Source organism: Bacillus cereus group sp. BfR-BA-01355 (genome assembly GCF_022663675.1).
Taxonomy (GTDB): domain Bacteria; phylum Bacillota; class Bacilli; order Bacillales; family Bacillaceae_G; genus Bacillus_A; species Bacillus_A thuringiensis_S.
In genome coordinates this window covers 1-14,319 of record NZ_JAKUFY010000066.1, presented here as the reverse complement: position 1 = coordinate 14,319, position 14,319 = coordinate 1, and the positions used below count along the sequence as shown (strand labels likewise).

Genomic DNA, 14,319 nt, shown 5'->3' with positions numbered 1-14,319 from the left:
TTATTACCATCATAGCAAACTAGCAACATTATTTGAGTGATTTTAATTTATTTTTAAATAAAATCAATTAATAGTGAATTTCCTTATGCGGCCACACATCCATTAAGAAAAGTCTATATAATTCTATTAACTATATCTAATTTTAATTACAGAATATTAAAATATTATTTTATCAAATTTAAATAACTAACATTATTTGTAAAATGTGTTAAGGTTGCTTTGTGAACAGAAAAAATTATTAAGGGGGATTTTTATTATGTAGAAAATGTTAGTTATTCCAGCAATCACTTTAGCTTTAACAGGTATGGGAGAAAGCATATCATTTGCAAGTAGTAGAAATGTAAGCGCTAACAATCAGAAGCAGTATTTTTAATAAAAATAGGTAGAGAAAGGAATTTTAGTATGAAAGTATTTAAAAAGTTAGTCCCAACAGCATTATCCCTATTCATAATTTCTAGTTCTTATAGTGCTGCTCAGGCAGAAACTGATTCTTTTGAGGATAATAAAGGTAAAAATGCTAATTTTAGTGTTTTAACTGAAGTTCAAAACAACCGATCTAGTAAATCTCTTCTGAGACCATCTTATGATTTAGACGATATTATTTCCTACCCAAAAGATTACTCTAATGTATCAAGATCTTTAGAGTTTGAGGATAATACGAAATGGCCCCTATTTGTTAGTAATAGTCCTGAAATGTTTAATCGTCAGGGTATTTTAGCTTATAGTACGGAAGTAAATCGGACTGGTAAGTTTCGTATTTATTGGGCACACCAAAACTATAATGATTCAGAAAATTACGTTGGTTTCTATATCAAGAATACGTCTGGGAAAAAGATAAATGTCAACTTCAAAAAACGTGCTCACGTAGAAAGTCGTGATGGTGCCAAATTAGGACAAGAAGTCTTCCAAAAATATTTAGAGTCTAGCCACAAGACTTATAAGTATGCGACATTATCAAAAAATCAATCCACGTATGTTGGGTTTCCGGTAACAAAAAGATATTATGGATCGGGTATGTATGATATTACGATTACTGACGAAAATGATGATTATGTAACAGGTGGAATTGAACTAAAGACTTATGCGACCTATGATGGCAAAGGAGATCCAAGTCGTGTGATTAAAGAGAATACAGTGCTGAAAGACGATGGACATCAAATAAGAGGGTTATTTCCTACTGCTATAAAGTCATTTAAATGGAGAGCATATGCAGGTGAGCAAATTAGCTTTAGCCCTAGTTATACACACGTTAAAAACAATAACTTAAATTCACCTTGGAAGATTCCTGACAATGATATCTCTAAAGGTATAGATGAAGCATCTAATAATAAAACGGTATATAACTACGGAAATTATGGTATGACTTATGAAATTGGAATAAAACCAAGGGAAGATGTCCAAATTGTATTTGCTCCTAATCTTTCTGAGGATCAACGTACAACGCGAAAAGAACATTATTTGGCTTTAGACGCTGACGATAGAGGTGTTTTAATAAATACAGTTAGAGAAGATGATGGCTGGGTTGTATTAAATGCTAAAAGTGATAAAAGTTATTATCTAACTACTTCCCTACCAGGATACCATTGGGCACCTTTACGTATAGCAGCTATTCCTAAATAAAATAAAAAACGTTGATAATTAAAAAAAAGCAGAGTTAATAGTATTCTGTTCATAGGTTATCAAAAAATCCCCATACAATGTGCTTATTTATTAACTTTTTTCTAAGGAATTTAGGCGATATTTAGTAATTCTGGTTCTGCTGCAAAGTTTTCTACATGAAGCTACACTCTAGAAAACAGGATTTAGGAGCATCAGACATGAGATATTTTAAAGGAAGAAATATAATATAAATAAAGGCGTTTACTTAACGTCCTTATTTCGTATTAATTTTATATAAAGTAATAACGTTATTTTTATGAGTTAGGAGAAATGAGATATGGGGACTAAACGACAAAATCTGAAGTTATTGGAGCTTCTAGCACTATGACACCACTTATTCTAAGTGTGATAACGATAATTGTAAAACCTGAAGATGAATCCTTTTAAAAAGGATTCATCTTCAGGTTTTTTTTCATCTTTCTAGCTTGAGTAAAAGGGGGATCATGAGTTTTTTTAGTGTATCCATGGCTGAATACACTATAGATTGATTTACCCTATGTGCATTTAAACCTATTTCCATTCTATACAAATAACTTCTTTATATATTTATATACAAATCTTAGTAGCTGAAAGGTGCTTTGTAAATACAAATTTATGGAAATATTAATATCAAAACCTTTGAAATATAAACCCTTAATAGACATTCTTATAAGTATTTTAGTAATTGAATAATTTCATTTTTAAACTCTGGACTTGCTAATTTCAATAATTTAGGGACCTCTCTAAAATGTTTTACAAGGGCTCTATTGATTTTATTAGAGTAATTTTTTTTGTCACCTGTGAGCAGGTCTACAATGTCGTTTTTTAATGAAGTACTCACTTTTCCCCATAAAAATTCTGATTCTGCCTTGTGTTTATCAATAAATATTTTCACCTGATTAATAAAAGGATCATTTTTATGCTGAATAGCATCTTGTAACTGTGTAATTGTCATCACTTCTGCTTGAAGAGATTGGTTCAAAGGAGCTGGATTAGCATTCTCGGCAGCACTTACACTTGTTGCGAAAACTCCAATACCACTACATCCAATCATACTGGCCAACGCGATTCCTGTACATTGTTTTACAAATGATTTTGGTTTTCTTGCTTTCATAATAAATCTGCCTCCTATATTGATAATTTGTCTTACAGGTAAATGTTACCATATAAATTGATAGCTTGCGCATGTCGAATGTTACAATACAGTTAAATATAAGAATTTTATAATGAATTATTATAACTTCAATTGGAAACAGTGGTTTTGAAATTGAGTCATTTTATAGGATTCTGGTGCAAAAACTTCAGGATAATTACAATAAATCTATAAAACTTGGACATACTGATACTATTACTCTAGAAAGGGTGTGTGATTCGTATGGAAAAGGAAAGTTTGTTCAAATGGAAGCTTTATCAACCAAACATTATTTTGTTAACAGTGAGATGGTACCTGCGGTACAACTTGAGTTTTCGTAATGTAGTGGAAAGGATGAAAGAGCGCGGTTTATCGATTGCTCAGACAACGATTATGCGTTGGGTTCATCAATATGGACCGGAATTAGATGAAAGAGTACGGCGTCATCTTAAGACAACAAATGACTCCTGGAAAGTCGATGAAACATATATCAAAATAAAAGGTCAATGTATGTATCTATATCGTGCAGTGTATTCCAAAGGAAGCACGATTGATTTTTATCTCAGTGAAACAAGAGACACAAAGGCTGCAAAGCGCTTCTTCAAGAAAGCTTTGCGGTCTTTTCATGTTTCTAAACCTCGCGTCATTACGGTGGATAAGAATCCAGCTTATCCTATAGCAATTGAACAGTTGAAAAAGGAGAAAAGCATACCTGACGGTATGCAACTTAGACAACAGAAATACTTGAATAACATAGTGGAACAAGATCATCGTTTTATCAAGAAGCGAGTTCGTTCTATGTTAGGATTGAAGTCACTTCGTACAGCTACTTTAATTTTAAGTGGCATCGAAGCTATGCATATGATGAAAAAAGGGCAACTTCACTAAAGGGTGAAATCTGCCCGAAATGAAGCTGAATTCATTCATAGATTGTTTGGATTAGCTGTTTAATCTCCCTGTTAACAGGATATTGCGGTTCTATGGTTGTAGTGAAGTGTTTTTGCATCAGAACCAAAATTATTGACTCTGTATTCTTTACTTAAATTTGCTCTACACAAGTTATAAACATAAATAGTAATAAAAGAGTTATTCGTAATCTAATTTTAAGTTTGTATTTTATATTGAAAGAGTAGAGGGAAATAAGAGGTCCATATAAAGTCTAGAGAAGCTGTTAATAATAAGAAGCAATTTTACATTAAATCCGTGTTTAACGTAACCAACAATTGTAGGAATCTAAAATTTTCATTTATATCCATCAAGAGAGAGTCTGTATATACCAATTATAGAAGGATTCAAATTATGTATTTTTTACATAATAAAATCAAATTTAAAACGAATAATAAATAGCGTTTAAATCTTAAGCATGTAAAGGAATAAAAGTTCAACAACACAAAATTGCTGAACTTTTATTCCTTATTCTTTCCTATTCTGCCTAAACTATCTTTAATAGTTGTTTCCCCAAGTTGTGTATATAGCAAAGCTGTATCTTGACTGGTATGCCCAAGTTGCTGCATCACTTGTAACGAGTCTTTTTCTTCCATATATAATTTATTTGCCAATGTATGTCTTAATTTATGAGGAGACATTCTTTTACCGTAGGCCTTAGTATATTTTTCTACGATATCTTGGATAGCCCTAACCGAAAGAGGCTGTGCAGTATGTTTATACTTCGATAAAAACACATTTTTTAATTCTTTCCCTGGAGCATATTTGTTATCTCGAATTTCCATATATTTTTCAAGATCATTTAATGCAATTGGGGTAATCCATACAGAATCTTCTTTGTTTCCTTTTCGGATTACATCAATGAGTCTTTCTTTTAAGTTTATATCTTCCATACGAAGATCCGCCAATTCACTTACACGAATGCCACTGCCAAGAAAAAGAGAGAGGATTGCTACGTCGCGATCTTTATCTCTTAGGAAATAGAACAACTGATGTTTTGTTAAAGATTTTTCGTGCTCATACTTAACGTAATTTAAAAACTCTTGATCATCATTATTATGAAATATTTTAGATCTCATACGTTTTGCACGGGCATTTAATGTTTCTTTATCTTTATGTATTTCGATTTTAGCCATTACATTTCTATAAAAATAACATTCTCCATCTTCGTTCTCTGATAGGGAGGTAAGGTATTTAAATAAAGATTTTAAGGCTGAAATTTTCCTGTTAACAGAAGAATTCTGCATGTTCTGTTGTAGTTTTAGAAATCTCATAAAGTTTTCAACATCTTTTTTCTTTAAATTCTCCAAATCAGCGAAGGATATGTCTTTAATGGGTTTTAATTCAATAACTTGTTCAGATAATAGCCAATTAAAGAAGACTCTAAAATCATATACATAATTGAGTAGGGTGGAGGGAGAGGCATCATGCAATTCTTTGTACTCCACAAATTCTTCTATGTAAAAGGGCATTTCATTTAGATTTTCGTATAATTTTTTACGATGTACGGATTTTTGACGTTGCTTGCTGTAGTCCATAAAAATCACCTCATATATAATATAACAGAAAACAGAAGCGAACACAAGTTCGCGTTAAATTCAATTTTTACACAAACTTATTTACATAATTAAATTATGAAATACTAAAATATGTTCAAAACTGAATGGTATAGTGTAGTTAGTCAAATGAAAATTATAGCTAACTAAGTGATAAATTTGTATAAGACCATAAAATTCAGTGCAAAAACTACATATAAATGTATGTAAAATAAAACAATTTTTATATATAAATTCATACAAAAAATTAATATATGAAAACAGTTTAAAATTCGTTATCTAACATGAATTGGTTAATTTAATCATGATTATAAGGAGTTAAATAGATCAACATAAGAAAAACTTTTATAAATTTAAATGTAATTTACTATAAAATTTTGTAATGAGTAATTTAGTATTTGATAATTTCTATATAAAATATGAATTATACAAACACATACCAATATACGGAGATTCATGCTAACGAGCTCGAAACCCCTAAATACTGTATTAGATTTTTATTTATACATCTTATTGTTCGTAAAATTGGTATTTCGTGCGAAGTTATGAGTTTGAGTTTTTTTAATTCTTCTATTACCCTATTTATGTTTATTTAAGAGCATTCTTTTGTTTTATGGGAATAAAGATTATAAGAAAATTAAGCCGAAAAATGAGCCTACTAAACTCCTAAGATGTTGACTTATAGAATTTTTTTACGTATTGCCCATCAATCTATGCACTAATAGGAAGTAATATGTATAACTTCTCCTTTTGTTAACTAAAATACTATTGTTCATATTTTTTTATTGTTATATAATATTTCATGTCTTTACTTATATGCGATTAAGATATATCGGAATTAGAAAAAGGAATCTTTCAAGATTCCTTTTTCTAATTAAAATAAAAAATCAGTGAATTTGCTACCTATCCATCTTCCCCGCCTCACAGTTATTACTTTATATTATTTAATTACATCCCCCCTTTTAAATCTTTTTATTCAAATGTTATAATTATAAATACCCACTATCATTTCGAATCGAGGTGACAACCATGAGAAGTTTTGGTTCATTATTAATTTCTACTATCTGTTCAACAATTCTTTTAGTTTGGAATTCCCTTTCTTTCTATACTAGATTCACAACAGGACATACATACTACTGGGTTAACGGAATCATAGCCTTAATTTTCCTTCTATTCTTTATCCTAAACATGCGAGATATTATCAAGAAAAACTACAGAATGTCAGGAAAATAGGAGTTGATACATATGTGGAAAAAGATTAATAATTATAAGTTTCATCTAAAAGATTTGAAATTTATGACTTGGCTATTCCCAATTATCGGTTTATTATACGCTTATGAATTCTTCTCCGGTCTAATGTTCCACCAGGAGTTTCGTTGGCTCAAGTTAATATGCATAACAATAATGATTATAGGATTTATAGATATTAGAAAGAAGCTTAAAAATAAAAATTATAGAGCAGAATGAATTAACAAAAACTCTTAAACTCATTTTCAAGTCTTTACATTATTTTTTCGGGACTTACTTAATTAAAGCATTATCAGGAGAAACTGCAGATTTGCAATTTTTTTGTAAAGTAAAAAGGCATCTTATTTAGATGCTTTTCATTCTCTTTTTCTACATAATAACAAGACCATACACGATGCAGCCTACCCCTAATAATATGAAAAGTTGTGGAAAATTAAAATCTAAGGAAATAAGGTCGACAAGATGTTCAAAAGTTAACCTAACCTTTTCTTTTAAACTTCCACCTTCTACTTCCCTAATTTCATAAATGAAGGTCAAGCAAATAATAAATATCCCTAAACCTATTAAGTATATACCCAAAATTAATACATCCTTTTTTATCTGATATTAACATAAAAGAATATATAATATGAGAAATCATTTTTTAAATATAAAATAGCGCTGGATTTTCTACTTTAATTTCTACATAACCCATTTTTCTTTTTCCTTCTTATAAAGAACTTTACGATTTACACCATTAACTTCACATACCTACTTAACTTTATATCTATTTTCTTCGTCATTAACAGGCAGCTCAAAAACTTGCTCCATTTTAGGGTTTTTATCACCGTACTTTTTAGGCTTTCCCTTATATACGCAAGTTGTTTAGCAAGGTATATCCATTCTCGTTAGCACATCTTAATTTGGTATTCGTTTGTTTTGATAATTATTTATCCACATATTATTTATTCCTTTGCTTCCATACCCCATTTTCTTTACGATAAGTATTCTTGCCATCCATAAAGTCAGCTGTATTACCAGGAATGCTATATTTCTTATTTTTTTTCTTAGCTTTCTTCTTCAACCTCTTCTCTTCTTGAACAGCTTGTAAATCCGCCTTCCATTGTTTCAACAAATCCTTTTCACATCGCATCGAATTTGTACCCCTTGGTTTAAAATGTGTACCAAATAATTAGATTCTATCTATTTATATAGAATCCTTTAATCAAAATTTCCATTTTTGTTCAAATCCACGTTTAATATGTATTTTCTATGTAACTGAGAAAATAGCACCCGTTATGGATACTTTCCTTATCTTACCTGCACAATTCCAGTGTCATCTTTGCTACTGCCCCCGTTACCAACCCTAAAATCATGCACAATGTAGAAATGAACCACAAAAATTTTTTCATCGTATGCTTCCCTCTCTTTTAGTTTTTCTTCCCTTACACCATAACGGGATTGGAATCATTGTTGGGAAAACTATCAATTTCTATGATTTAGCAAACATTTATGTTTAAATCCATTGCTTAACGCCTCTACTCTTTCAAACAGGCTTTTTATGATATGTATGCAGGATTCCCTCTTACATGCACCGAATCCTCAATAGGGAAACATTCCACTAGTTACCATACCTATTTTATACCATTACATTTTGGAGGTTAAACAGGATGAAAAAAAAGAAATTACAAAAATCAGTACTTTCTTTTGCCTTACTCTTTTCTTTAGGTGTTTCTTCTTTCTCACTTACAACGAAGATTCATGCAGATACACAAGAGGTACAAACTGCAGAAAAGAAACCAGTCTCTTTAACGGAGTGTACGTCTTTATTTTTTGAATATCTCCAGCAAGATAAATATTCAGAGGCACTTCAATTGACGTCTGCTGCTTTTCAATCCAAATTTACGGCAAACATATTACAAAGTTGGTGGACCCAAAGTGGAGGAAGCAGGATTACAAGTATGGGAACACCTGTTATACAAGAACGAAACTTGGTCCATCAAACAGTTGAAGTTCCAGGAGCTATCGAAGGAACTACTATTCCATTACTCCTTAAATTCACGCCTGGTGGCAAAGTTGATGAAATTGGCGTAAGGACTGGGCCAGAGAAATCTTATACCATCCCAAATCCTAGCTATGACCGACCTGATTCCTACCAAGAACGTGAAATCGTAATTGGAAATGCTACATACCCGTTACCAGCCACATTAACGGTTCCAAAACATAAACCTGGCGAAAAAGCACCTGTTGTTGTACTTGTTCACGGTTCTGGTCCGCAAGATCGTGACAGTACATTTATGGGAGCTAAAATCTTTAGAGACCTTGCAGCTGGTCTTTCATCAAGCGGTATCGCAGTGTTACGTTACGAGAAACGTTCCTTAGAACACGGTTTTAAAATGACTGCAGAACCTGCTACGTTAGACCGAGATACTACAGATGATGCCATCTATGCTGCAAAATCAGCAGCGCAGCAGGAAGGTATTGACCCAGATAACATTTTCATTCTCGGATATAGCCAAGGTGCTGGCACCATGCCACGTATACTAAGCAAAGCACCTTCATCACTTGTAAGAGGAAGTATTTTAATGGCACCACCTGCACGTCCTTTTACTGACATGCTCCTTGATCAGTATCAGTACCTTGGGGCACCAAAGGAGTATATTGATGAACTAAATAAACAATTCGCTTATATTGAGGATCCTACTTTTAATCCAGATCACCCACCAGCTGGTTATAATTATCTTTCTCCACATTTCATGTATGATGTGACCCGTTGGCATCCAGTTGAGGAAGCGAAATCACGAAAAGAGCCATTACTGATTCTACAAGGTTCACGTGATTATCAAGTAACAGTAAAAGAAGAGTTTACGAGATGGCAAGAAGGTCTTTCAAGTCGCAGTAATGTTCAGTTTAAAGAATATCCGAAATTGAATCACCTCTTCACGGAGGGCGACGGGGAATTAAGTCACCCTAGTGAATACGAAGTCCCTTCAAATGTTCCAGCTTATATCATCCAGGACATCGCTACATGGGTCAATGCGACAAAGAAATAAAAAAACAACAAAAGCCATCATGCAATCAACATTGCGTGATGACTTTTGTGATACTAATGATTCCGTAAACGTGATACTGACATATCTATTATTCTCTTTATTGTTTCAACCTTCTCTCAAAAGATGCCACCTCTTTTGAGAGAAGGTTCAGATTCTAAAATATATCCAATTTCATCATTTTCTTGGTCGGAAGTATGCTGATTAATTTGGAAGCTGCCTGGTGATTTTTTTGTAACCATTGAACTATGCCATTTATGGCCGGTTACATCACTTTGATATTGAATAACGTCCCCAACATTCGCATTAACAGCTTGTGAAACGAAATTCGTACAATCTCCCCGTCATTCCAATGCTATAATCGCCAAATCTAGGATTTCGTCTCTTTGCCCATCATACTGCACAACTAGCAGCTGCACTTCCATTTATACTAAAAAAATAATACTATGCTTGTTGCGAGAGCTAAAAACAAACATACGTTCCGATGCGATATACTTACTAGCAGGTAGAGTCATAATCTGCTTTCTATATGTAATATATTTATTATCTTTTGTGTTTGTTTGCAAGTAAGTACATCCTAGACTTGATATTTTTACAGCGCTTATTTGCTTCACATCTTGCTATTTCTGGTCCATCAGTGCAAGAATAAAAGATTTATTTCAATATGTAGGAATGCATATTATTTCTCTTGGATGTTATGATATACTCTCTTTGTGAGCTGATACAATATTTCTTTAGATTGGAAAACTAAAACCTCATTAACCCAAGTTGGGGGCGCCTTATGGCGTCTTTTTTAGTTCTGCTACATAGATATTTAGCTTAGATATGGAAGTAACTCGAAAACAAACAATAAGCTACCCATTTGGACAACTTATTTACATCATTTTCGAATGTGGAAGTTCCATCTTTCAAAGCCACCCTATTAAATAGGATTAGATGTATAAAACATATTAGTTACGGAATGCTCTCGACTTGAGGCTACTACAAATGCTTCCTCCTAATCATCCATATGAATATATGACTTACTTCTGATCAATTTGTCGTTGTTGTTTTTCGTTAAAACACATTGAGAATTGTGGATATTTTTCTGCTTCTTTCTTTGTTCCTACAATGAATTGCAAGGTTTGTAATCCTGATGCCGATATTTCTGATGCATTGTTAATATCTTTGCCTTCTTCTAACCTCTTAACTTGGTTTCCGCTTTTGTCTATATAATAGAATTCTACGTTATTCCACCCAGAATCAAGGTCACTTTCCTTACCAATCCTTTCATTCGATGATGTTTTCAATAGTCCATCTTTAGTTACTTGATATATAATTTTCTTATCTTCAATTTTTAGAGGTGGTGCATCCTTGATATTATGAAGGACACCCACACATCCTTTGTAACCATCAGGTATTAAAAAGACCTTCTTAGCGAAAGAATTATACATATCATATATCCAAACAATAGGGGTACCTAGTATGATAATAGACAAAAAAAGGCTATTCCACCATAAGCATATTTACTCTTACGGATAGAGTACCAAGCCAAAAATATAAACAGTATAAAAAGTGGTATTGCTTGAATGAAGAGAAACCCTTTCAAAAAATCAAGTTGAGTACTGTCTGGAGGGTCTGTTGCCATCCCACCTATAAATAATGCTAACGGAGCTGTGATGAGATTCAATCCTAAACTAAGATAAATCAATAACAACAGGTTTTTATTTTTATTTTTTTGTACTTTATCCACCCGAATTCCTCCTACACTTAATACAATTAAGCTTTTGTTGCACAGCAAACCCTTTCCCATTTTGAGAAAGACATGATCCGCCCTTAATATTTTTTCTTTTTAAGCCGATAAAGCCCCCTCAGACTGGCTCCCAGTGCAATGACAGTCATAACGATAAAGATACTTAGGGAAGCAACTTGATTTGGAATCAATTTGGCAATGTTTGCCCAAAGTAATGTAATGCTTGCAAGCCATGTTAAACCGATGATATAAAACCAACCTGATTTTTTGTCCATTACCTGTTCACCTCTCTTTTCCTAATTGTACCATTTGTAAAAATCAATTTGTTGGGATTTTAAAATGTATAGGATATATATGTAAGATTTACGTTATGACTTATTATTAGAAGTAAGAAAATATTGAACTTTATCCTCACAAAGCAACCCTATTTCCTTTCTTTCAATAACTCTATTTATTTTTTATACACTCCTATACTAGGCAAACTCTTAGCATGAATGTTTTCGTAAATGCAAACGTTCTTTCTCACCAAAACATTAAGTACATTAGTCCATTTCTTCGTTTAAGAGGAGCTAGTTTTACATAAGATAAAACACTAAAAAAACTGTGCACAAAAACCTGCATGGTAACAAGTTTTTGGCACAGTTCTATTATTTGATCCCTTTCATAAGTACCTGAATCTTTGGAGCCATGAAATATAAAATAACACTTAAAACAATGGATATTCCGCCAATTACACCGAAATAAATAATCTCTGTTTCAGGATTATATAATCGAACAAGCTGCGCATTGATAGCTTGTGCAGATGCACTCGTTAAGAACCATAGACTCATTGTTTGAGCAGAGAACGCTGCTGGTGCTAGTTTTGTAGTAATAGATAAGCCGACAGGTGATAAACAAAGTTCCCCGATTACGACTAAAAGGAAGCTAATTATTAACCAAATTGGGCTAACAAGGGATTCGGTACCATGGATATATGCAGGAATAATCATCACTAAGAATGATAAACCAGCAAATAATAAACCGATAGCAAATTTATTTGCTGTACTTGGTTGGCGTGAATTCAGCTTTACCCAAAGCCAAGCAAACACTGGTGCTAGTAAAACAATATAAATAGGGTTTAAAGATTGAAACCATGAAGATTGAACCTCTAATCCTGCAAAGTTTAACTGCGTACGTTGATCAGCATAACTAGCTAAGATGATGGCTCCCTGCTCTTGAATCGCCCAAAACATTGTAGCAGCGATAAATAGTGGTATGTAAGCAATTAAGCGAGATTTTTCAACTTTTGTCGTCTTTGGACTACGGTACATAAAGACAAAGTAGCCTGTTGGAATTAGAATACCTAAGATACTTACAAGTAAAGTAAATCGATCAATCGTTAAAATACCTGTTGGAATTGTTAAAACACAAACTAGTGCAATTGCGATAATACCAATACTAAACTGTATAAGGACCTTTTTTCTTTCCTTGTCTGTTAAAGGGTTTGGTACTTGCGTTCCTGCTAATCCTAGATTTTTCTTTTTCGTAAGAACATACATAATTAATCCAAATAACATACCAATTGCAGCCACACCAAAACCTAAGTGAAAGTTATACTTTTGGCCGAGTGTTCCAATCACAAACGGAGATAATAGAGCCCCTAAATTAATACCCATATAGAAAATACTGAAACCTGAGTCACGTCTAGTGTCTGTTTCGCTATATAAATCACCAACAATACTAGATACATTCGGTTTTAATAACCCTGTTCCAAGTACTAAAAATACCATTGAGATAAATAATGTACTAACCGTGCCTGGTAGAGCTAAGATGAGATGACCAATCATTATTAAAACGCCACCCCAAAATATTGTTCTACTTGAACCTAATAGGCGGTCAGCAATCCACCCACCAATAATGCCAGACATGTAAACTAACGAACCATAGATAGCCATAATGGATGCAGCTGTGGCGTGATCCATCCCTAAGCCACCTTTAGAAATGGAATAGTACATATAGTAAAGTAATATTGCTCTCATTCCGTAGTAAGAAAATCGCTCCCAAAATTCTGTAAAGAATAAAGTAAATAGTCCTTTGGGATGTCCAAAGAAACCATTTTGCGGAACGGTGTGAATAATATCGCTTTTGTTAAGCTTCTCCATAAAATACACTCCTAATATACAGATATAATGATGTTAATTAAGTATATAACAAAAAAAGAAAATTTAAACAAATATTAATTAGTTAAATGATCGGATTTTTTAGAAAAAACTAATATATATATTGTTTTTAATGATGATTTCATTTAAATTATATAATATAGATATATTAATTCGAATGTTCATACTGTATAAATACAAATGTAGGAGGATTTACATATTGTCAATAAAAGTCGTTGCCATAGAAGATATTTATCAAGAAATATTGGATGGAAAACGGAAACGATTCCCTCCGAATACTTGGAAAGAAGATATGGATAATAAGCTCGCCCGCAGAGTAATCACATATTTATTACACAGTATCTTAAAATGGGATAAGGAAGACATCAGAAAAAAATGGAACACTCAATTACTTGTAAAGTATAAATTACGAGGATTACTCAAACATAGATACGAAAATAGCCCTTTTAAAGCAATAAATGATTTATACCCAAGTGAGTTTAAAGAATGGGAGTTTGGTATGACTCCTTTAAATTTTTGGACGAAAGAAAAGGCATTAACGATTTTGAAATGGATGATTGAAGAAAAAAAAGGTCTATCAAACGAAAAGCTCTTACGCGTATACGGCAAAAAATGGTTGGAGAAAAACAAACTTAGTGCCCCTCTGGCTATGTACTGGAATAGTAGTCCGTTTGCAATGATTAACGATCTGTACCCTAGTCGTTTTAAAGAATGGGAATTTCTTATGACGCCCAATAACTTCTGGACAAAAGAAAAAGCATTAGAAGCATTGAAATGGACCATTGAAGAAAAAGAAAAATTAACTCCCGAACAAATACTGGATGTATACAGTATAAAGTGGCTAAAGACTCACAGATTAGCGTCTCCATGTCAATTAATG

The 14,319-nt window shown here is 32.7% G+C and carries 14 protein-coding genes and 1 pseudogene; 6 read left to right on the top strand and 9 right to left on the bottom strand.

The window, feature by feature from the left end; genetic code table 11:
- The first annotated feature begins 402 nt into the window (after positions 1-402).
- Positions 403-1,620 carry a hypothetical protein gene (locus tag MR167_RS20130; protein WP_242315320.1) on the top strand — a complete coding sequence of 406 codons (1,218 nt, stop codon included), beginning with the start codon at positions 403-405 and terminating at the stop codon, positions 1,618-1,620.
- A gap of 685 nt (positions 1,621-2,305) precedes the next feature.
- Here MR167_RS20130 and MR167_RS20125 read toward each other — a convergent pair.
- Positions 2,306-2,752, bottom strand: coding sequence for a hypothetical protein (locus MR167_RS20125; RefSeq protein WP_086411876.1), 447 nt, complete (start codon positions 2,750-2,752; stop codon positions 2,306-2,308).
- 261 nt (positions 2,753-3,013) lie between these two features.
- Here MR167_RS20125 and MR167_RS20120 point away from each other — a divergent pair.
- Positions 3,014-3,655: pseudogene (locus tag MR167_RS20120) on the top strand (IS6 family transposase); the annotation flags it as partial.
- Between the two features lie 521 nt (positions 3,656-4,176).
- Here MR167_RS20120 and xerS read toward each other — a convergent pair.
- Positions 4,177-5,253, bottom strand: a complete 1,077-nt coding sequence (xerS, locus tag MR167_RS20115; RefSeq protein WP_000386619.1) for a tyrosine recombinase XerS — start codon at positions 5,251-5,253, stop codon at positions 4,177-4,179.
- A 1,047-nt stretch (positions 5,254-6,300) separates the two neighbouring features.
- On the opposite strand from xerS, the gene MR167_RS20110 reads away from it, so the two are divergent.
- Positions 6,301-6,504, top strand: coding sequence for a hypothetical protein (locus tag MR167_RS20110; protein ID WP_097890677.1), 204 nt, complete (start codon positions 6,301-6,303; stop codon positions 6,502-6,504).
- Positions 6,505-6,516: 12 nt separating this feature from the next.
- Positions 6,517-6,738 (top strand): hypothetical protein, encoded by a 222-nt coding sequence (locus MR167_RS20105; protein WP_242315318.1) that lies wholly within the window; start codon positions 6,517-6,519, stop codon positions 6,736-6,738.
- A 721-nt stretch (positions 6,739-7,459) separates the two neighbouring features.
- Here MR167_RS20105 and MR167_RS20100 read toward each other — a convergent pair.
- The gene (locus MR167_RS20100; protein ID WP_199689383.1) at positions 7,460-7,651 is read right to left on the bottom strand and encodes a hypothetical protein; all 192 of its coding nucleotides are present in this window, start codon (positions 7,649-7,651) and stop codon (positions 7,460-7,462) included.
- A 517-nt stretch (positions 7,652-8,168) separates the two neighbouring features.
- Here MR167_RS20100 and MR167_RS20095 point away from each other — a divergent pair.
- Entirely contained in the window at positions 8,169-9,551 is a 1,383-nt protein-coding gene (locus tag MR167_RS20095) for an alpha/beta hydrolase family protein (RefSeq protein WP_242315316.1), read from the top strand.
- Between the two features lie 116 nt (positions 9,552-9,667).
- Here the strand turns inward: MR167_RS20095 and MR167_RS20090 are convergent, their stop codons facing one another.
- The 6 genes from MR167_RS20090 to MR167_RS20065 all read right to left on the bottom strand — a co-directional run bounded on the left by MR167_RS20090 (position 9,668) and on the right by MR167_RS20065 (position 13,421).
- Positions 9,668-9,835, bottom strand: a complete 168-nt coding sequence (locus MR167_RS20090; protein WP_242315328.1) for a hypothetical protein — start codon at positions 9,833-9,835, stop codon at positions 9,668-9,670.
- Between the two features lie 138 nt (positions 9,836-9,973).
- Positions 9,974-10,114, bottom strand: coding sequence for a hypothetical protein (locus MR167_RS20085; RefSeq protein WP_242315314.1), 141 nt, complete (start codon positions 10,112-10,114; stop codon positions 9,974-9,976).
- A 456-nt stretch (positions 10,115-10,570) separates the two neighbouring features.
- The gene (locus tag MR167_RS20080; protein ID WP_242315312.1) at positions 10,571-11,026 is read right to left on the bottom strand and encodes a DUF6843 domain-containing protein; all 456 of its coding nucleotides are present in this window, start codon (positions 11,024-11,026) and stop codon (positions 10,571-10,573) included.
- Complete coding sequence (locus MR167_RS20075) at positions 11,008-11,280, bottom strand: hypothetical protein (protein ID WP_242315311.1); 273 nt, start codon at positions 11,278-11,280, stop codon at positions 11,008-11,010. Before MR167_RS20075 ends, MR167_RS20080 begins: the two co-directional genes overlap by 19 nt.
- A gap of 83 nt (positions 11,281-11,363) precedes the next feature.
- On the bottom strand, positions 11,364-11,555 hold the full coding sequence (locus tag MR167_RS20070; protein ID WP_087948251.1) for a hypothetical protein: 192 nt from the start codon (positions 11,553-11,555) through the stop codon (positions 11,364-11,366).
- Between the two features lie 372 nt (positions 11,556-11,927).
- Positions 11,928-13,421: a peptide MFS transporter gene (locus tag MR167_RS20065; RefSeq protein ID WP_097890685.1), complete on the bottom strand. Its 1,494-nt coding sequence runs from the start codon at positions 13,419-13,421 to the stop codon at positions 11,928-11,930.
- Positions 13,422-13,596: 175 nt separating this feature from the next.
- Here MR167_RS20065 and MR167_RS20060 point away from each other — a divergent pair.
- Positions 13,597-14,319, top strand: a 723-nt coding sequence (locus MR167_RS20060; RefSeq protein WP_481746704.1) for a DUF4046 domain-containing protein, incomplete at its 3' end; no start/stop codon positions are given.